General features: G+C 69.8%; 11 protein-coding genes. 8 read left to right on the forward strand and 3 right to left on the reverse strand.

All coding sequences use genetic code 11. The annotated features are described in order from the left end of the window. Positions 1–114: 114 nt before the first annotated feature. Positions 115–1,233: a lipid II:glycine glycyltransferase FemX gene (locus AMK24_RS12730; RefSeq protein WP_073768161.1), complete on the forward strand. Its 1,119-nt coding sequence runs from the start codon at positions 115–117 to the stop codon at positions 1,231–1,233. A 79-nt stretch (positions 1,234–1,312) separates the two neighbouring features. Further along, positions 1,313–2,344: an alanine racemase gene (locus AMK24_RS12735; protein WP_073768163.1), complete on the forward strand. Its 1,032-nt coding sequence runs from the start codon at positions 1,313–1,315 to the stop codon at positions 2,342–2,344. 16 nt (positions 2,345–2,360) lie between these two features. Here AMK24_RS12735 and AMK24_RS12740 read toward each other — a convergent pair whose 3' ends face one another. Both AMK24_RS12740 and AMK24_RS12745 read right to left on the reverse strand, forming a co-directional pair. Beyond that, positions 2,361–3,860, reverse strand: a complete 1,500-nt coding sequence (locus AMK24_RS12740) for a glycosyltransferase family 87 protein (protein WP_073768165.1) — start codon at positions 3,858–3,860, stop codon at positions 2,361–2,363. Positions 3,861–4,037: 177 nt separating this feature from the next. Beyond that, a complete protein-coding gene (locus AMK24_RS12745) occupies positions 4,038–6,785 on the reverse strand; it encodes a transglycosylase domain-containing protein (protein WP_079190497.1) in 2,748 nt (915 codons plus the stop codon). Between the two features lie 399 nt (positions 6,786–7,184). On the opposite strand from AMK24_RS12745, the gene AMK24_RS12755 reads away from it, so the two are divergent. The 3 genes from AMK24_RS12755 (at position 7,185) to AMK24_RS12765 (ending at position 10,425) form a co-directional block, all read left to right on the forward strand. After that, the gene (locus AMK24_RS12755) at positions 7,185–7,889 is read left to right on the forward strand and encodes a PadR family transcriptional regulator (RefSeq protein ID WP_073768171.1); all 705 of its coding nucleotides are present in this window, start codon (positions 7,185–7,187) and stop codon (positions 7,887–7,889) included. 59 nt (positions 7,890–7,948) lie between these two features. After that, on the forward strand, positions 7,949–9,031 hold the full coding sequence (locus AMK24_RS12760; RefSeq protein WP_073768173.1) for an inositol-3-phosphate synthase: 1,083 nt from the start codon (positions 7,949–7,951) through the stop codon (positions 9,029–9,031). A gap of 125 nt (positions 9,032–9,156) precedes the next feature. Further along, entirely contained in the window at positions 9,157–10,425 is a 1,269-nt protein-coding gene (locus AMK24_RS12765) for an MFS transporter (protein ID WP_073768175.1), read from the forward strand. Between the two features lie 99 nt (positions 10,426–10,524). Here AMK24_RS12765 and AMK24_RS12770 read toward each other — a convergent pair whose 3' ends face one another. Beyond that, positions 10,525–11,967, reverse strand: coding sequence for a CCA tRNA nucleotidyltransferase (locus AMK24_RS12770; RefSeq protein ID WP_073768177.1), 1,443 nt, complete (start codon positions 11,965–11,967; stop codon positions 10,525–10,527). Between the two features lie 180 nt (positions 11,968–12,147). Between AMK24_RS12770 and AMK24_RS12775 the strand changes: the two genes are divergently transcribed. The 3 genes from AMK24_RS12775 to AMK24_RS12785 all read left to right on the forward strand — a co-directional run bounded on the left by AMK24_RS12775 (position 12,148) and on the right by AMK24_RS12785 (position 18,512). Then, a complete protein-coding gene (locus tag AMK24_RS12775; protein WP_073768179.1) occupies positions 12,148–14,442 on the forward strand; it encodes a DUF6049 family protein in 2,295 nt (764 codons plus the stop codon). A 50-nt stretch (positions 14,443–14,492) separates the two neighbouring features. Then, a complete protein-coding gene (gene murJ, locus AMK24_RS12780; protein WP_073768181.1) occupies positions 14,493–16,652 on the forward strand; it encodes a murein biosynthesis integral membrane protein MurJ in 2,160 nt (719 codons plus the stop codon). A 129-nt stretch (positions 16,653–16,781) separates the two neighbouring features. Then, positions 16,782–18,512: a protein kinase family protein gene (locus tag AMK24_RS12785; protein ID WP_073768183.1), complete on the forward strand. Its 1,731-nt coding sequence runs from the start codon at positions 16,782–16,784 to the stop codon at positions 18,510–18,512. Positions 18,513–18,631: the final 119 nt, after the last annotated feature.

An 18,631-nucleotide genomic window follows, 5' to 3' on the forward strand; every position in this document is an offset into this window, starting at 1 on the left:
TCGCGCTTTCCGGCCCCCCGGGGCCAGGCCGGGCGGGCCTCGGTCACAGTAGGCTTCGGCGCGAGAGCCGGAGCCCCTGACCGATGGGGACACACCTGCCGAGGAGCGCCCCGCATGAGCCTGACCCTGAGGACCATCAGCCGAGAGCAGCATCTGGCATACATCCAGAGTCTGCCCTCGGCCAGTCACTGCCAGGTTCCGGCGTGGGCTGACGTGAAGACCGAATGGCGCTCGGAGAACCTCGGCTGGTTCGACCGGGACGGCCAGATGGTCGGCGCGGGACTCGTCCTGTACCGCCAGCTCCCCAAGATCAAGCGCTACCTGGCCTACCTCCCCGAGGGGCCGGTCATCAACTGGTACGCGCCGAATCTGGACGACTGGCTCCAGCCGATGCTCGCCCACCTGAAGCAGCAGGGCGCCTTCTCCGTGAAGATGGGCCCCCCGGTGGTCATCCGCCGCTGGGACGCGGCGGCCATCAAGTCCGGCATCCAGGACCCCGACGTGAAGCGCCTGCGCGACGTCGAGGCCACCCACATCGAGCCGCGCGCCTTCGAGGTCGCCGACCGGCTGCGGAAGATGGGCTGGCAGCAGGGCGAGGACGGCGGCGCCGGATTCGGGGATGTACAGCCCCGCTACGTCTTCCAGGTACCGCTGGCCAACCGCTCCCTGGAGGACGTGCTCAAGGGTTTCAACCAGCTGTGGCGCCGCAACATCAAGAAGGCCGACAAGGCCGGCGTCGAGGTCGTCCAGGGCGGCTACGAGGACCTGGCCGAGTGGCAGCGGCTGTACGAGATCACCGCGGTACGCGACCGCTTCCGGCCGCGCCCCCTCTCGTACTTCCAGCGCATGTGGACCGTCCTCAACTCCGAGGACCCCAACCGGATGCGGCTCTACTTCGCCCGGCACAACGGCGTGAACCTCTCCGCGGCCACCATGCTCGTCGTCGGCGGACACGTCTGGTACTCCTACGGCGCCTCCGACAACATCGGCCGCGAGGTCCGGCCGTCCAACGCGATGCAGTGGCGCATGCTGCGCGACAGCTACGCGATGGGCGCCACCGTCTACGACCTGCGCGGCATCAGCGACTCGCTGGACGAGACCGACCACCTCTTCGGTCTGATCCAGTTCAAGGTCGGCACCGGCGGCGAGGCCGTCGAGTACGTCGGCGAGTGGGACTTCCCGCTCAACAAACTCCTCCACAAGGCGCTCGACATCTACATGTCGCGCCGCTGATCGGCTTCACCGCACCTCCGGGCGTCCCCTCGTCCGTTCTTCGATCCACCGCAGCCACCAGAAAGGTTCCGGGCCGGCCATGGCGCTCTCCCTCTACGTCGACACCGCGCGCTGGCGGGCGCACCAGAAGTCCGTGATCGACCAGTTCCCCGGTCTCGTACCCGTCTGCAAGGGCAACGGCTACGGGTTCGGCCACGAGCGTCTCGCGGACGAGACGATCCGCTTCGGGGCCGACACCCTGGCGGTCGGGACGACCTACGAGGCGGCCCGGATCAAGGACTGGTTCAGCGGCGACCTGCTCGTCCTCACGCCGTTCCGCCGCGGTGAGGAGCCCGTACCGCTCCCGGACCGCGTCGTCCGGTCCGTCTCCTCCGTCGACGGGGTGCACGCCCTGGTGGGCGCGCGGGTCGTCATCGAGTGCATGAGCTCGATGAAGCGGCACGGCGTCAAGGAGGAAGAGCTCGGGCTGCTGCACGCGGCGATCGAGGACGTCCGCCTCGAAGGCTTCGCCCTGCACCTCCCGTTGGACCGCACCGACGGGTCCGACGCCGTCGAGGAGGTCATAGGCTGGATGGACCGGCTGCGGGCGGCCCGGCTGCCGCTGCACACCATGTTCGTCAGCCACCTGCGCGCCGAGGAACTGGCCCGGCTCCAGCAGCAGTTCCCCCAGACCCGGTTCCGCGCCCGTATCGGCACCCGGCTCTGGCTCGGCGACCACGAGGCCACCGAGTACCGGGGCGCGGTCCTGGACGTCACCCCCGTCGTCAAGGGCGACCGGTTCGGCTACCGCCAGCAGAAGGCCGCGTCCGACGGCTGGCTGGTCGTCGTGGCCGGCGGCACGTCCCACGGCGTGGGCCTGGAGGCGCCCAAGGCGCTGCACGGCGTGATGCCGCGGGCCAAAGGCGTCGCCCGCGCGGGCCTGGCCACCGTCAACCGCAACCTGTCGCCGTTCGTCTGGGCGGGCAAGCAGCGCTGGTTCGCCGAGCCGCCGCACATGCAGGTGTCGATCCTGTTCGTGCCCTCGGACGCCCAGGAGCCGCGGGTCGGTGACGAGCTCGTCGCCCACCTGCGCCACACGACCACCCAGTACGACCGGCTCGTCGACCGCTGAGCCGACCGCCCCGGGGTCAGCCGTCCCGGGTGGGCGCCGCGTCCCGCTCCACCTGCGGGCCGGTGACCGCCGGGGGCCCGGGGACAGGGGCTTCGGACGCCAGCACGAACGCGTCCGGAGCCCCGTCGAGCACACCGCCCGCCGGGTCGTCCGCCCCGTCGGCGCGCACCGGATCCCCCTCCGGCCGGAGGACGTCCCGGACGACCAGTGCGCACAGATACAGCGTGCCCAGCAGGTGCAGGGCGATCGCGACCTGGTAGCCCTCCTGCGGCAGCCCTTGGTGCTTGTCGCCGTCACTGGTGTAGGCGAGGTAGAACCAGATACCGAGGAAGTACATGACCTCGCAGGCCTGCCAGATGAGGAAGTCGCGCCAGCGAGGCCGGGCCAGGACGGCCAGCGGGATCAGCCAGAGCACGTACTGCGGTGAGTAGACCTTGTTCGTCAGGACGAACGCGGCGACCACCAGGAACGCCAGCTGGGCGAAGCGCGGTCTGCGGGCCGCGGAGAGCGCCAGCCCGGCGATGCCGGCGCAGAACACGACCATCAGGACGACCGACGCCGTGTTGACCGTCTCCACGTCGATGGGCTTGCCGGTGCGCTGCGTGATGACCAGCCAGAACGACCCGAAATCGATGGGCCGCTCCTGGCTGAAGGTGTAGAACTTCCGCCATCCCTCGGGGGCGAGGACCATCACCGGCAGGTTCACCACGAGCCAGGCCGCCCCCGCGCCCAGCAGCGCCGTCCCGAAGGCGCGCCACCTGGCCGCCCGCCAGCAGAGCACCAGGAGCGGGCCCAGCAGCAGGACGGGGTAGAGCTTGGCGGCCGTGGCCAGGCCGATGAGGACGCCGAACGCGAGCGCCCGGCCCCGGGACCACATGAGCATCGCCGCGGCCGTCAGCGCGACGGCCAGCAGATCCCAGTTGATGGTCGCGGTGAGGGCGAACGCGGGGGCCAGCGCGACCAGAAGGCCGTCCCAGGGGCGGCGGCGTTGCGTACGGACGGTGCACACCGCGATGACGACCGCACAGACCATCAGCATGCCCGCGTTGACCATCCAGTACATCTGCTCGCGCTGCTGGATCGGGTCGTTGTCGGGCGTCAGCGTCAGCCAGGACGCCACCTGCATGAACACCCCGGTCAGCACGGGGTACTCCAGGTACTGCATGTCGCCGCTCAGCCGGTCGAAGTACGGCACGAGCCCGTCGGCGAACCCGCGGCCCAGGAAGAGGTGGGGGATGTCGGAGTAGCAAGCGTGCGTGTACTGCGAGGTGGCCCCCCGGAACCAGGCCCATTCGTAACAGGGGATCTTCTGCACCATGCCGAGGGCGAACATCCCGATCATGACCAGCGCGACGACGCGCACGGGGGTGAGCGGACCGTCGCCCAGTCGCGCCCAGCGCCCCGCCCGGCCGCCGAACAGCTCGCTGCCGGCCGCCGCGACCTCGTCCTGGTCGGTGGGCCGCACGACGGTCCGGTCCTGGTCCACGCTCGTCTCTTCCGCGCTGTGGCTTGGCATGCCGCACATCCTGCCGTACGGGGCTGTGCCCGGGGGGAGCACCGCTCCGGGCACAGCGGGGAGAGCTCCCGGGGCCCCGCACCGTCCGAACGCGGCGAGGGCCGCCGTGCCCGGGTGGGTACGGCGGCCCTCGCCGCGTCGTGGGACCGGCCCGGGGGTGCCGGGCCGGTGGCCCGGTTAGCCGCGGGTTCCCCAGATCGTGCTGCCCCCGTCGGGATTGCCACTGCCTCCTTGGGGGCCGCCGGGGCCGCCCCCCTCGCTCGCTCCGGAGCTGTCGCCGCCGCCGTCCGCTCCGTCGCTGTCGCCACCGCCGTCGGCGCCTTCGTTCTGACCGCCGCCGTCGGCCGCTCCGCCGTTCTGGCCGCCGTTGGCGTCCTGGCAGGTCGGATCGAAGATGCTGCAGCTCTTGGTCGGCGTCGGCGACGGGGGGGCCGGAGTGGTCTGGGTCGGCGTCGGAGTCGGCGACGGCTTCTCGGAAGGCGTCTGCGAAGGCGTGGGGCTGGGCGTCGGGCTGGGGCTGACCGCCCCGCCGCCCCACACGACCTCGCCCAGGTCCTGCGGCTCCGGGAAGGAGAGAGCCTTCTTGCCCTTCATCGCCTGGGTCATGTAGTCGTGCCAGATGGAGGCCGGGAACGAGTTTCCGTGAATCTTCTTCTCGCCACCCGTGCCGAACATCTTCTCGAACTCGCGCTTGGTGTTCGTCTCGTCGTCGTCGAGGCGGAACATGCTGATGGCGGTCGAGATCTGCGGGGTGTACCCGACGAACCAGGCGGACCGGTTGCCGTCCGTCGTACCGGTCTTGCCGGCGGCCTCGCGGCCTTCGAGCCGGGCGGGCTTGCCCGTCCCGTTCTCCACGACGTTCTTCAGCACGTCGGTGACGTTGTCGGCGATGGCCGGGCTGAAGGCCCGCTTGGACTTCTTCTTGTGCTGGAAGACGACCTCGCCGCCCTGCTTCACCTCGGTCACCGAGTACGTGTCGTTCTGCTGACCGCTGGTGGCGAAGGTGGAGTAGGCGCCCGCCATGCGGATGGCACTGGGCGACGAGGTGCCGATGGAGAACGAAGGCACGGTCGCGTCCGCCATGAAGGTGTCGTCCTTCAGACCGGCGGCGACGGCGACGTCCTTGACCTTGTCGGTGCCGACGTCCATGCCGAGCTGCACGAACGGGGAGTTCGCGGACTGCTCCATGGCCTTCCGGAGGTCGATCTCACCGTAGTCGTGGTTGCCGTCGTTGGTCTGGCGCCATTCGTTGTCGTTCTCGTCCAGCCAGATCTTGCCCGTGTAGTCCTTGATCCGCACGCCGTCGTCACCGTTGTAGATGCTCTTCGGCGAGATCTGGGTGCGCTGGGATTCGTTCTGCTCCGGAGGGCCGGAGGGGTTGCGCACGCCGTACTGCATCGCCGCCGCCAGAACGAAGGGCTTCCACGTCGAACCGACCTGGGCGCCCGTGGCGTCGGCGTTGTTGGTGAAGTGCGTGGTGGCGTCCTGGCCGCCGTACGTGGCGATGATGGCGCCGGTCCTCGCGTCCACGGACGCACCGCCGAACTCGACGTGCGTGTCCGTCTTGGGGCGCTCCTCGGGCCGGATCTTGGCCTTGTAGACCTTCTTCACCGCTTCTTCCAGCTGCTTCACCTGCTTCTGCCGGAAGGTGGTGTGAATCTCGAAGCCGCCGAGTTCGAGCTGCTTGGCGTCGATGCCCTGGTCGTTGTTGGCGAGGAAGTACTTCTTGGCGAGATCCACCAGGTAGCCGGTCTGGCCGCCCAGCTTGGCGTCCTTCCTCGGCGGCAGCGGCTCCGGGAACTCCTTGTACTTGGCGCGCTCGGCCGCCGTCATGCGCCCGTCCTTGACCTGCTCGTCAAGGATCCACTCCCACCGCTCCTCCGCCCGCTTCCTGTTCTTCTCGGGGGTCGCGTTCTCCTTGTCGATGTCAAGGGCGCCGGCGGGGTCGTAGTAGCTCGCGCCCTTGAGCAGGGTGGCCAGGAAGGCGCACTCGCTCGCGTCCAGTTCGTCGGCGTCCTTGTTGTAATAGGTGCGCGCCGCCGCCTGCAGGCCGGAAGCCCCGCGTCCGTAGTAGGAGACGTTGAGGTAGCCGGCCATCACCTCTTCCTTCTCCATCTCGCCGCCCACCTTGAGCGTGATGAAGAGTTCCTTGAACTTGCGGGTGAGGGTCTGCTCCTGGGAGAGCATGGAGTTCTTCACGTACTGCTGCGTGATGGTCGACCCGCCCTGGGTCTCACCGCCGGTGGCCATGTTGAACAGCGCACGGCCGATGCCCTTCGGGTCGATGCCCCGGTCGCTTTCGAAGCTCTTGTTCTCGGCGGAGATCACGGCGTTGCGCATCTCCTCCGGGATCTGTTCGTACTTGAGCTCCTGGCGGTTGACCGCACCGCCGGTCGCCACCATCTGGGTGCCGTCCGCCCAGTAGTAGACGTTGTTCTGCGCCTTGGCGGTCTTGTTGATGTCCGGGGGGACCACCAGGGCGTACGCAATGCCCCCGATGCCCATCAACAGGGCGAGGAATCCCAGGCAGAGCCCCGACACCAGCTTCCACGAGGGCACCCAGCGACGGAACCCGTACCTGCCGTGGCGCGGGTAGTCGATGAACCGCTTCTTGCCGGGGCCGCCCTCGTCGCGTCCGCCCGGCCCGCCTCCGCCCCCACGCCGCCGTCCCCCGCCGCCCGCGCCGTGGCCCCCCGCGTCGGCACCACGGCGCCGTCCGCCCTTCTGGGCCGCGCGGCGGGCCTCGGCGCGGCTGCCGTACGGGCGCTCCTCGCCGTACGAACCGGATGACGATTCGGAAGGTGATACCGAAGCGACCCTGCGTGACGGGCCTGATCGGCGTCCGGTCGGCTGCTGGGCGGCTCGTCTGGCCGCGGCACGCCCGCCACCTTGCGGCTGAGGCGTTTTGCGACGGTGCTCGCTCATGGAACGACTACTCCTCGGGCAGGCGAGAGCGCCTGGAAGCGGCAGTTGAGATCCGGTCCCCCCGAATGACGGACAAGCCACTGCGGAAGGCTCGTCCGCAGTACATCCGGCAGTCCGCGTTGACTGACGCGCGAAGTCGTCTCGCGGTTCCCGGTGGTCTGCATGCCGCACAGACTACGCACGGTCAAAACCCGCCTAGGACCGAACTTCACCCCAAACAACGCAAGTCGAACCCCGGGAATTGCCGATGTGACGCCGCTCACGAAGGTCACCCTTGTCGAAGAAGACGGACGGATCTATCGTGCTGATGTATCGAGTCGATACATCAGCACGGCATAAGCGCACCGGCGGCCCCGGTGGGCCGTGCCGGCAGGAACAGCGGGAGAGGAGGAGGCACGGGTGAGCAGACGCTCCGGCATTCTGGAGTTCGCCGTCCTCGGCCTGCTCCGTGAGTCGCCGATGCACGGCTATGAGCTGCGCAAACGCCTCAACACCTCGCTGGGGATCTTCCGTGCTTTCAGTTACGGAACCCTCTACCCCTGCCTCAAGACGCTGGTGGCCCACGGCTGGTTGATCGAGGAACCGGCCGGTGACCCGGCCGACACCGCGCCGACCGCCGGACGTGCGACCCCTTCCTCCTCACTGACAGGCCGCCGGGCGAAGATCGTCTACCGGTTGACGGCAGAAGGTAAGGAGCACTTCGAGGAGCTCCTGTCGCACACAGGGCCGGACTCCTGGGAGGACGAGCACTTCGCCGCGCGCTTCGCCTTCTTCGGCCAGACCGAGCGCGATGTGCGGATGCGTGTGCTCGAAGGCCGGCGCAGCCGGCTGGAGGAGCGCCTGGAGAAGATGCGCGCCTCCCTCGCCCGCACCCGTGAACGACTCGACGACTACACACTTGAGCTGCAGCGACACGGCATGGAGTCCGTGGAGCGCGAAGTGCGCTGGCTGAACGAGCTCATCGAGAGCGAGCGGTCGGGACGGGATCGGCGACGGTCCTCGCCCGAGGGCTCCGCTCAGCAGGACACACCTGGAGAGACGGGCGGCCTGCCCCGGCACGGGGACAACACCCCGCCGGATCCGTCCGACGACACCGCCAAGTGAAGTCGTCGCACTCCGCGGCGACTTCATCGGAAACACCGATTACACAGGGAGCAACCGGAATGGGTTCGGTTCGCGTAGCCATCGTAGGCGTGGGCAACTGCGCCGCCTCGCTGGTGCAGGGCGTCGAGTATTACAAGGACGCCGATCCGGCCGGCAAGGTGCCTGGCCTGATGCACGTTCAGTTCGGCGACTACCACGTCAGTGACGTCGAGTTCGTCGCTGCCTTCGACGTCGACGCGAAGAAGGTCGGTCTCGATCTGGCGGACGCCATCGGCGCCAGTGAGAACAACACCATCAAGATCGCGGACGTGCCGCACACGGGCGTCACCGTCCAGCGCGGTCACACCCACGACGGCCTCGGCAAGTACTACCGCGAGACGATCGAGGAGTCCGCGGACGCCCCGGTCGACATCGTCCAGGTCCTCAAGGACCAGCAGGTCGACGTCCTCGTCTGCTACCTGCCCGTCGGCTCCGAGGTCGCGGCGAAGTTCTACGCCCAGTGCGCCATCGACGCCAAGGTCGCGTTCGTCAACGCCCTCCCGGTCTTCATCGCCGGCACCAAGGAGTGGGCGGACAAGTTCACCGAGGCCGGTGTTCCGATCGTCGGCGACGACATCAAGTCCCAGGTGGGCGCCACCATCACGCACCGCGTGATGGCGAAGCTCTTCGAGGACCGCGGCGTCATCCTGGACCGCACGATGCAGCTGAACGTCGGCGGCAACATGGACTTCAAGAACATGCTCGAGCGCGAGCGCCTGGAGTCCAAGAAGATCTCCAAGACGCAGGCCGTCACCTCGCAGATCCGTGACCGCGAGCTCGGTGACAACAACGTCCACATCGGCCCCTCGGACTACGTGGCCTGGCTGGACGACCGCAAGTGGGCGTACGTGCGCCTGGAGGGCCGCGCGTTCGGCGACGTACCGCTGAACCTGGAGTACAAGCTCGAGGTGTGGGACTCCCCGAACTCGGCCGGCGTCATCATCGACGCCGTCCGCGCGGCGAAGATCGCCAAGGACCGCGGCATCGGCGGCCCCATCCTCTCCGCGTCGAGCTACTTCATGAAGAGCCCGCCGGTGCAGTACTTCGACGACGAGGCCCGCGAGAACGTCGAGAAGTTCATCAAGGGCGAGACGGAGCGCTGAACCGGCTTCTTCGGCCGACCGCTCCACCGGAGCGCTGAGCGGACACGTTCACCGCTTCCTGCCGCACGTCGGGGGCTCCCGGGCAATCCGCCCGCGGGCCCCCGACGTGTGTGACGCTTGCTCCCATGTCTGTCGCGCGTGATCTGCGCACTCTGCTGCGCCTGCGGAACTTCCGCCGTCTGCTCACCGTGCGGCTCCTCTCCCAGTCCGCCGACGGCGTCTACCAGGTCGCTCTCGCCGCCTATGTCGTCTTCTCGCCGGAGAAGCAGACGACGGCCGCCGCCATCGCGTCCGCCATGGCCGTGCTCCTGCTGCCCTACTCCTTGATCGGTCCCTTCGCCGGGGTGCTACTGGACCGCTGGCCCCGACGCCAGGTCTTCCTCTTCGGGAACCTCCTGCGGGCCGGCCTGGCCTGCTCCACGGCGTTGTTGATGCTCGCCCCCGCGCCCGACTGGCTTTTCTACGCCTCGGCCCTCTGCGTCACCGCCGTCAACCGGTTCGTGCTGGCCGGCCTCTCCGCCGCTCTGCCCCGGGTGGTCGACGACGACCGCCTCGTGGTCGCCAATTCCCTCTCTCCGACCGCCGGCACTCTGGCGGCGACCGCGGGAGGCGGCCTCGCCTTCGTCGTACGGCTGGTGGCCGACGAGTCCGACGCGGCCGTCGTGCTGCTGGGATCGATGCTCTACCTGGCGTCCGCGCTGGCGTCCCTGAGGCTGCCGCGCACCTTGCTGGGGCCGGACGCCGAAGCGAACCCTCTGCGGTTGCGGGCCGCCGTGGCCGCGGCCGCACACGGGCTGGCCGCCGGGTTGCGCCATCTGGCACAACGAGGCGACGCGGCCCGGGCCCTGGCCGCGATGACCGTGATCCGCTTCTGCTACGGCGCGCTCACCGTGACGGTGCTCATGCTGTGCCGCTACGCCTGGTCGGACACCGAGTCCGACGGGCTGGCCCTGCTCGGCATGGCGGTCGGAGCCTCGGGGGCGGGGTTCTTCGTCGCCGCCGTCGTCACACCATGGGCGGTGGGGCGGTTGGGCCGGTACGGGTGGATCGTCGGCTGCGCCGGCTCGGCGGCCGTCCTGGTCCCCGCCCTGGGCCTCTCGTTCGCCCCGGCTCCGATGGTGATCGCCGCGTTCGTGCTCGGCGTCGTGACGCAGGGCTCGAAGATCGCGACCGACACCGTCGTACAGACCTCGGTCGACGATTCCTTCCGCGGCCGGATCTTCTCGCTCTACGACGTGCTGTTCAACATCGCTTTCGTGGGCGCCGCCGGAGTGGCGGCCCTGATGCTCCCGCCGGACGGCAGATCGGTCCCCGTCATCGTGGTCGTGGCGGTGTTGTACGCGGCGATCGCGGTGACGATGCTCCGCCGACGGGGGGCCGATGCCCCCTGGTAGCCGGGAAAGGAAGCGAGAGGGGCGTCGTTTCACGTGAAACGACGCCCCTCCTCCCCGAACAGTGAACGATGTTTCACGTGAAACCTCGCCCGGCCTGCCTCAGTCCTGCCGCGCCCACCACTCCTTGAGCGCCGCCACCGCGGCGTCCCGCTCCATGGGTCCGTGCTCCAGCCGCAGCTCCAGCAGGAATCCGTACGCCTTGCCGATCACCGGCCCCGGCCCGACCTCCAGGATCTGCATGATCTCGTTGCCGTCCAGGTCGGGGCGGATCGAGTCGAGCTCTTCCTGCTCCTGGAGGAGGGCGATGCGCTCCTCCAGGTTGTCGTAGGTACGGGAGAGCGCGTTGGCCTTGCGCTTGTTCCGAGTCGTGCAGTCCGACCGGGTCAGCTTGTGGAGGCGTTCGAGCAGCGGACCGGCGTCACGCACATAGCGGCGCACTGCGGAGTCGGTCCATTCGCCGTCGCCGTATCCGTGGAACCGCAGGTGCAGCTCCACCAGCCTCGACACGTCCTTGACCAGCTCGTTGGAGTACTTGAGCGCGGTCATGCGCTTCTTGGTCATCTTCGCGCCCACCACCTCGTGATGGTGGAAGGAGACCCGGCCGTCCTTCTCGAAGCGGCGCGTCCTCGGCTTGCCGATGTCATGGAGCAGCGCGGCCAGCCGCAGGACGAGGTCGGGTCCGTCCTCCTCCAGACCGATGGCCTGCTCCAGGACGGTCAGCGAGTGCTCGTAGACGTCCTTGTGGCGGTGATGCTCATCACTCTCCAGGCGCAGCGCGGGAAGCTCGGGCAGCACGTGGGCGGCGAGCCCGGTGTCGACCAGGAGGCCCAGGCCCTTACGCGGGTGCTGGGAGAGCAGCAGCTTGTTGAGTTCGTCGCGGACCCGCTCGGCGGAGACGATGTCGATCCGCGCGGCCATCTCCGTCATGGCGGAGACGACGTCGGGAGCGACCTCGAAGTCGAGCTGAGCGGCGAAACGGGCCGCCCGCAGCATGCGCAGGGGGTCGTCGGAGAAGGACGCCTCGGGTGTGCCCGGGGTGCGCAGGACACGGTCGGCGAGATCCTTCAGACCTCCGTACGGATCGACGAACTCCTTCTCCGGCAGTCCCACCGCCATCGCGTTGACCGTGAAGTCGCGACGTACCAGGTCGTCCTCGATGGAGTCGCCGTAGGAGACCTCCGGCTTGCGCGAGGTCCGGTCGTACGCCTCCGACCGGTAGGTCGTGACCTCGATCTGGTAGCCGTCCTTCTGGGATCCGACGGTGCCGAAGGCGATCCCGACCTCCCACACCGAGTCGGCCCACGGGCGGACGATCTGGAGTACGTCCTCCGGGCGCGCGTCGGTGGTGAAGTCCAAGTCGTTCCCGAGCCTGCCCAGCAGCGCGTCGCGGACCGAACCGCCGACCAGCGCGAGACCGAATCCGGCCTTCTGGAATCGGCGGGCGAGGTCGTCGGCTACCGGGGACACTCGCAGCAGTTCACTCACCGCGCGGTGCTGCACCTGGCTCAGTGCACTGGCGTTCTCTTCGTTGGCGTTCGGCACAACAGAAAAGGGTACGTGCACGGGCCGCCCGCGACGTCATCGTTTACACGGCCCCTGCGAGGCGTCCGCGATCATGTGCGACGGACCCCAGCGCTTCGGCCCGCCGCACCTCGTTACCATGCGTGGACGCAGGACCGAACGACCGACAGCATCTGATGACGACGAGGGACGGGTAGGCGCGTGGCCGAGGCGGCAGACTTCCAGGGGACTCGTCCCTCTCCTGCCCGCCGGTGGCTCCGGCGCACGGCCTCCGTGGTGCTCGGAGCACCGCTCCTGGCCGGTCTGCTGGCCGTTCCGGCCGCCGGCGCCGCTCCGGCCTCCGAGCCCGCCAAGGCCCCCTCCGGCTCCCGCACGGTCGAGGTGTCGCTCCACACCCTCTCCCCGAGCGTCCCCTCGAAGGACGACACCCTGACCGTCTCCGGGACGCTCACCAACAAGGGCAAGAAGGCGATCAGCGGCGCCGAGGTCGATCTACGGGTCGGCCCCCGGCTCAGCGGCCGGGGCGAGGTCGACGACGCCGCCAAGCGATCCCCGTACGTTCCCGGAGCCGACCCGGTCACGGTCGGCGACAAGTACACGCTGAAGCTGCCCCGGCTCGCCCGGGGGATCACCCAGGACTTCACGCTCACCGTGCCCGTCGACAAGCTGGGACTGGACGACCCGGGCGTCTACCAGCTCGGCGTCTCGGTCTCCGGCCGCACGGCGGGCAGCCCCTACGAGCAGGTACTCGGCATCAAGCGCTCGTTCCTGCCCTGGCAGCCCGAGGCGAGCGACAGCAGGACGAAGCTCACCTTTCTCTGGCCGCTGATCGCCTCTCCCCACGTCACGGCGGAGACTCGCTCGGACCAACAGCAGACTCCGGTCTTCGCCGACGACGGCCTGGCCGAGGAGCTGGCGCCCGGCGGCCGGCTGGAGCAGATGGTGTCCCTGGGCAGCCGCCTGCCGGTGACCTGGGTCGTCGACCCGGACCTCCTGGCGAGCGTCGCGGCGATGGCCGGGAAGTACGAGATCAAGTCGGGTGACCGGACCGTCCCGGGCAAGAACCAGGCCGTCGCCAAGCAGTGGCTGACCGCCCTGGAGAAGGTGGTGGAGGACGGCAAGGTGATCGCCCTGCCGTTCGCCGACCCCGACCTGGCCTCCATCGCGCACCGCGGGAAGAACGTCTCCGGAACGCTCAGCCACCTGCAGAACGCCTCCACCGTGGCCGCGACCACGGTGGAGACCATCCTCCACGTGAAGCCGTCCACCGACTTCGCCTGGCCCGTGAACGGCGCCGTGGACTCGTCCATCGTCGACGTGGCGACCTCGGCGGGCGCTCACAACGTGATCGCCCGCAGCGACAGCTTCCGCGAGACGTCGGAGCTTCCGTACACCCCGACCGCGGCGCGGCCGATCGGCGGAGGAACCACCGCGGTCGTCGCGGACGCCCGGCTGTCGACCCTGTTCGACGGCGACATGTCGAGGGCGGGTGCCTCCACCCTCGCGGTCCAGAAGTTCCTCGCCCAGACCCTCGCGCTGACCGAGCAGGCGCCGGACAACGAGCGCAGCATCGTCGTGGCCCCGCCCCGGATGCCCACCGCCGCGCAGGCCCAGACGATGGCCCGGGCGCTGGGAGCCCTCTCGGGCAACCGCTGGACGCAGCCTCTCGACCTCGTGGCGGCCGCCGAGGTCAAGCCCGACCCGAAGGCCACCAGCAAGATCCCCGGGCGCTCCGCGTACCCGGAAAAGCTCCGCGCCCAGGAGCTGCCCACCCAGGCGTTCCAGGACATCCGCGTGACCCAGGGCTCGCTCGACAGCTTCGAGACGATCCTGACGCAGCCCGAGCGCGTGGTGACGCCCTTCGGCAACGCCGTGAACCGCTCCATGTCGACCTCCTGGCGCGGACGGGCCCCGGAGGCGCGGCAGTACCGCGACGCGGTCCGCGCGTACCTGAAAAGCCTCACCTCCGAGGTGCAGCTCATCAAGAAGTCCGACGTCACCCTCTCCGGGCGCAGCGCGACCATCCCGGTGACGGTGCAGAACCAGCTGGTCCAGGGCGTGGACCGGCTGGTTCTCCAGCTGACCTCGGACAACCTCCGGCTCAAGTTCAACGACGACGGAACCAAGGCCGAGCTGCCGGTCGGCATCGCGGGCGGACACAGCCAGTCGGTGAAGTTCGACACGGCGACCAGCGCCAACGGACGGGCCCAGGTGACCGCCCGGCTGTTCACGGAGGACGGCACCCAGTACGGCGAGGAGATGACCTTCACCGTGAAGGTCTCCGAAGTGACGCCGACCGTCCTGCTCGTCATCGCCGGTGGCCTGCTGCTCCTGGTGCTGGCGGGCATCCGGATGTACACCCATCGCAAGCGCGCCGTGGCAAGCGACACGACGGACGGTGACGGCGGCGGACCCGAGCAGCCGAGTGACCGGACCCCGGACACCGGTCCGGAAAGCGGGGCCCCGTCGGGAACGGGTGAGAAAGTGGACCGTTGAGCGATGTCTGTCGTGGCCGGTCGGCCGGGGACGATGAGGTAGGGGTTTCGATGAACGCGCCGTACGACGGTGACCGCGGGCAGGGCGCGGGCGGAGCAGCGTCTCCGGGCGGGCCCCCGGTTCCTCCGCACCCGGACCAGGACGGTCCCGTGCCGCCGGACCCCTACCTCCAGCATGCCTACGAGGACGACCCCTACCGGGCGCGGGACCTCGCCGCCCAGGACCCGGTGGGCGAGGCGCTCTACGACCGCGCCGCGCACCCGCCGCCGCCCCCTGGCGCCTACCAGGAGCCGGGGGCTCTCTACCAGCAGCCGCCCGCCTCCCCCTACGCCCCCGACCCGCGCATCTGGGCCCAGCCCCCGCCTCCCGAACCGGCGGGCCCCTCCCGGCACCTGCCCTACGGGGACCGTCCGGACACCACGCAGTTCGTCGGTGTCGACGACCTCGTCACGCAGGCGGCGGACGAACGCCAGGAGCCGGACGCCTTCGCCCATCTCTTCCGCGACCAGGAAGGGGCGGGGAAGCCGCCGGGGGGGCCCGAGCCCGAACCGGCTCCCGCACCTGTGCCGGCGAAGGGCGGCGGCAAGGTCTCCGGTCTCCTGAAGTCCAGCGCCGTCATGGCCGCAGGCACCCTCGTCTCACGGCTCACCGGATTCGTCCGGTCCCTGGTGATCACCGCCGCGCTCGGCGCCGCGATGCTCGGGGACAGCTTCACCATCGCGTACACCCTGCCGACGATGATCTACATCCTCACCGTCGGCGGCGGCCTGAACTCGGTCTTCGTCCCCCAGCTCGTCCGCGCCATGAAGGACGACGAGGACGGCGGCGAGGCGTTCGCGAACCGGCTGCTGACCCTGGTGATGGTCGCGCTCGGTCTGATCGTCGCCGCGGCGGTCCTCGTCGCCCCGGTGCTGATCAAGCTGATGTCCAGCACGATCGCCGACGATACGGCGGCCAACAGCGTCGCCGTCACCTTCGCCCGGTACTGCCTGCCCACCATCTTCTTCATGGGCGTGCACGTCGTGATGGGGCAGATCCTCAACGCCCGCGGCAAGTTCGGCGCGATGATGTGGACCCCGGTCCTGAACAACATCGTCATGATCATCACGTTCGGGTTGTTCATCTGGGTCTACGGCACCTCCGCCGATTCCCGGATGGGTGTGGACACCATCCCGCCGGAGGGCATCCGGCTGCTCGGCATCGGCACCCTGCTCGGGCTCGCCGTCCAGTCCCTGGCGATGATCCCCTACCTGCGGGAGACGGGCTTCCGCTTCCGTCCGCGGTTCGACTGGAAGGGCCACGGGCTCGGCAAGACCGTCAAGCTGGCCAAGTGGACCGTGCTGTTCGTCCTGGCCAACCAAGCGGGCGTCCTGGTCGTCACCCAGCTCGCCACGGCGGCGGGCAAGCTCTCCGGCAAGGACGGCACCGGTTTCCTGGCCTACTCCAACGCCCAGCTGATCTGGGGCATGCCGCAGGCCATCATCACCGTCTCGGTCATGGCCGCGCTGCTGCCCCGCATCTCCCGTGCCGCCCACGACAACGACCCCGGCGCCGTCCGCGACGACATCTCGCAGGGGTTGCGGAACTCGGCTGTCGCCATCGTGCCGGTGGCCTTCACCTTCCTCGCGCTCGGCCTGCCGATGTGCACCCTGCTCTACGCCTCCAGCGGCGCCGAGGCAGCCCGCTCCATGGGCTTCATCCTCATGGCGTTCGCGCTGGGCCTGATCCCGTACTCCGTGCAGTACGTCGTCCTGCGCGGCTTCTACGCGTACGAGGACACCCGCACCCCCTTCTACAACACGGTCATCGTCGCCGCCGTCAACGCCGCCGCCTCCGCCCTCTGCTACGTCGTCCTGCCCGCCCGCTGGGCCGTCGTCGGCATGGCGTTCTCCTACGGCCTGGCCTACGCGGTCGGCGTCGGCGTCGCCTGGCGCCGACTGCGCAACCGACTGGGCGGGGACCTGGACGGCGCGCACATCGTGCGGACCTACGCACGTCTCTGCATGGCCGCCCTGCCCGCCGCCCTGGTCGGCGGCGCCGTCGGGTTCGGCGTCCTGGAACTGGTCGGCACCGGCGCCCTCAGCTCCCTGGCCGCACTGATCTGCGGTGGTGCTCTCCTCCTGGGCATCTTCTTCGTCGCGGCGAAGAAGATGCGCATCGAAGAGGTCAACGGCCTGGTGGGCATGGTCCGTGGGCGGCTCGGACGCTGAATGAACACCTGTCCGCACAACCATCCCCGCACACCGCGTGTCGTGCTTAGCGCCGGAGTGTGGGCACAATTGGCGTGACTGTGCAGAGCTGGCTGGCATCGCGCAACGGATGGGGAGGCGGGAACGACGGTGGCGGAACGTAGCACGGCTGCCGTCGACGTGGCCGACAACAGCGGTGGCGAGCCGTTGGCCGCCAAGGCGGACGAGACCACGGCCGACGGGACGGCGCAAGCCGAGAACACCAAGGGCGCGAGCCCCGAGGACACCGGAGCGTCGGACGGTGGGCGGGAACGTTCCGAGGTCGTCCCGGCCTCCCCCGACCTGCACAGCGGCCACAAGCTCGCCGGTCGCTACCGCCTGGAGGAGTGCGTCACCCGGCTGGACGGTTTCAGCAGCTGGCGCGCCGTCGACGAAAAGCTGCGCCGGGCGGTGGGCGTCCACCTGCTTCCGGCGGACCACCCGCGGGCCCGCTCGGTCCTGGCCGCCGCCCGCTCCTCGGCCCTGCTCGGCGACCCCCGCTTCGTCCAGGTCCTGGACGCCGTCGAGGAGAACGACCTCGTCTACGTGGTCCACGAATGGCTGCCGGACGCCACCGAACTCACCGCCCTGCTGGCCGCCGGGCCGATGGAGGCCCACGACGCCTACCAGCTCGTCAGCCAGCTCTCCCAGGCGATGGCCGCCGCCCACCGCGAGGGCCTGTCCCATCTGCGCCTCACCCCCGGCGCCGTCCTGCGCAGCTCCACCGGGCAGTACCGCATCCGCGGTCTCGCCGTGAACGCCGCCCTGCGCGGCATCACCGCCGAGCGGCCTCTGCGCACCGACACCGAGGCCATCGGCGCTCTCCTGTACGCCGCGCTGACCCGCCGCTGGCCGTACGGGGAGGACGCACACGGGCTCGCCGGGCTGCCCAAGGACCTGGGGCTCATCGCCCCGGACCAGGTCCGGGCCGGCGTCCACCGCGGCCTCTCCGAGCTCGCCATGCGGGCGCTGGCCAACGACGGCGCGACCGCGTCCCGGCAGGAACCTCCCTGCACCACCCCGGACGAGCTGGCCAAGGCCGTCGCGGCCATGCCGCGCATCCTGCCGCCGGAGCCCGCGTTCACCGCGCCGCCGGCGTACCAGCGCACGACCTACCAGCAGGGCACCTACGGACGCCCGTCCTCGCACCCCGCCTCCGTGGCCCAGCCGGTGATGCCGCCCCCGCCGGCTCCCTTGCAGAGCCGTGCCGGTCGCGCGCTCAAGTGGACTGTCTCGGCGCTCCTCATCGCCGCGCTGGGCCTCGGCAGCTGGCAGTTGGCGGAGGCCCTGCTCGACCGCGCCAAGGGCTCGGACGACACCGGCGTCACCGAGCCGAACGAGGACGACAAGAACAAGGGCGACAAGACCGCCCCGCGCGCGGAGCCCCTGGACATCGCGGGGGCCACGGAGTTCATGCCCGACGGCTCCGGGATCAAGCAGTTCGAGGCGGGCAACACCGTGGACGGCGACCGGGGGACACACTGGGTCACCCCGCGGTACGTGGGCTTCGCCAATTTCGGCAACCTCCCCCAGCGCAAGCAGGGCAGCGGGATCATCGTCGACCTCGGCAAGGTGCGGGACGTCTCCGGTGTCGAGGTGTCGCTGTACCGGAGCGGGCAGACGACGACCGTCTCCGCCGCGTCCCCGGGCGCGGCGTCCCCGTCCACGACGGCCGACTTCGACCGACCGATCGTCAAGCGGACCGTCGCGGGATCGACGCTCAAGGAGAAACTGGACGAACCCGTCCGCACGCGTTACGTCCTGGTCCACATCACAGAGCTCCCGGCGGACGGCACCGGCGGATACCGGGGCGGCATCACGGAGATCTCCGTCCTCGGTTGAGCACGGCAGGGGCGGCCCGCCCGTACCAGGCGGTGATCACCCTCCCCGTCCACCCGCTACGGTGGGGCGCACCGCCCGCCCGACGGCGGCGAGGGTTGCGGCCGTCCTCCCCATGACGG

The sequence above is a fragment of the Streptomyces sp. CB02366 genome, assembly GCF_001905905.1.
Classification (GTDB): Bacteria; Actinomycetota; Actinomycetes; order Streptomycetales; family Streptomycetaceae; genus Streptomyces.

What these genes read in the sequence shown, in the direction of transcription:
- AMK24_RS12730 (WP_073768161.1), top strand. Translation starts at nt 115, where the DNA reads ATGAGCCTGACCCTGAGGACCATCAGCCGAGAGCAGCATCTGGCATAC.
- AMK24_RS12740 (WP_073768165.1), bottom strand. Translation starts at nt 3,860, where the DNA reads ATGCCAAGCCACAGCGCGGAAGAGACGAGCGTGGACCAGGACCGGACC.
- AMK24_RS12745 (WP_079190497.1), bottom strand. Translation starts at nt 6,785, where the DNA reads ATGAGCGAGCACCGTCGCAAAACGCCTCAGCCGCAAGGTGGCGGGCGT.
- AMK24_RS12765 (WP_073768175.1), top strand. Translation starts at nt 9,157, where the DNA reads ATGTCTGTCGCGCGTGATCTGCGCACTCTGCTGCGCCTGCGGAACTTC.
- AMK24_RS12760 (WP_073768173.1), top strand. Translation starts at nt 7,949, where the DNA reads ATGGGTTCGGTTCGCGTAGCCATCGTAGGCGTGGGCAACTGCGCCGCC.
- AMK24_RS12735 (WP_073768163.1), top strand. Translation starts at nt 1,313, where the DNA reads ATGGCGCTCTCCCTCTACGTCGACACCGCGCGCTGGCGGGCGCACCAG.
- murJ (WP_073768181.1), top strand. Translation starts at nt 14,493, where the DNA reads ATGAACGCGCCGTACGACGGTGACCGCGGGCAGGGCGCGGGCGGAGCA.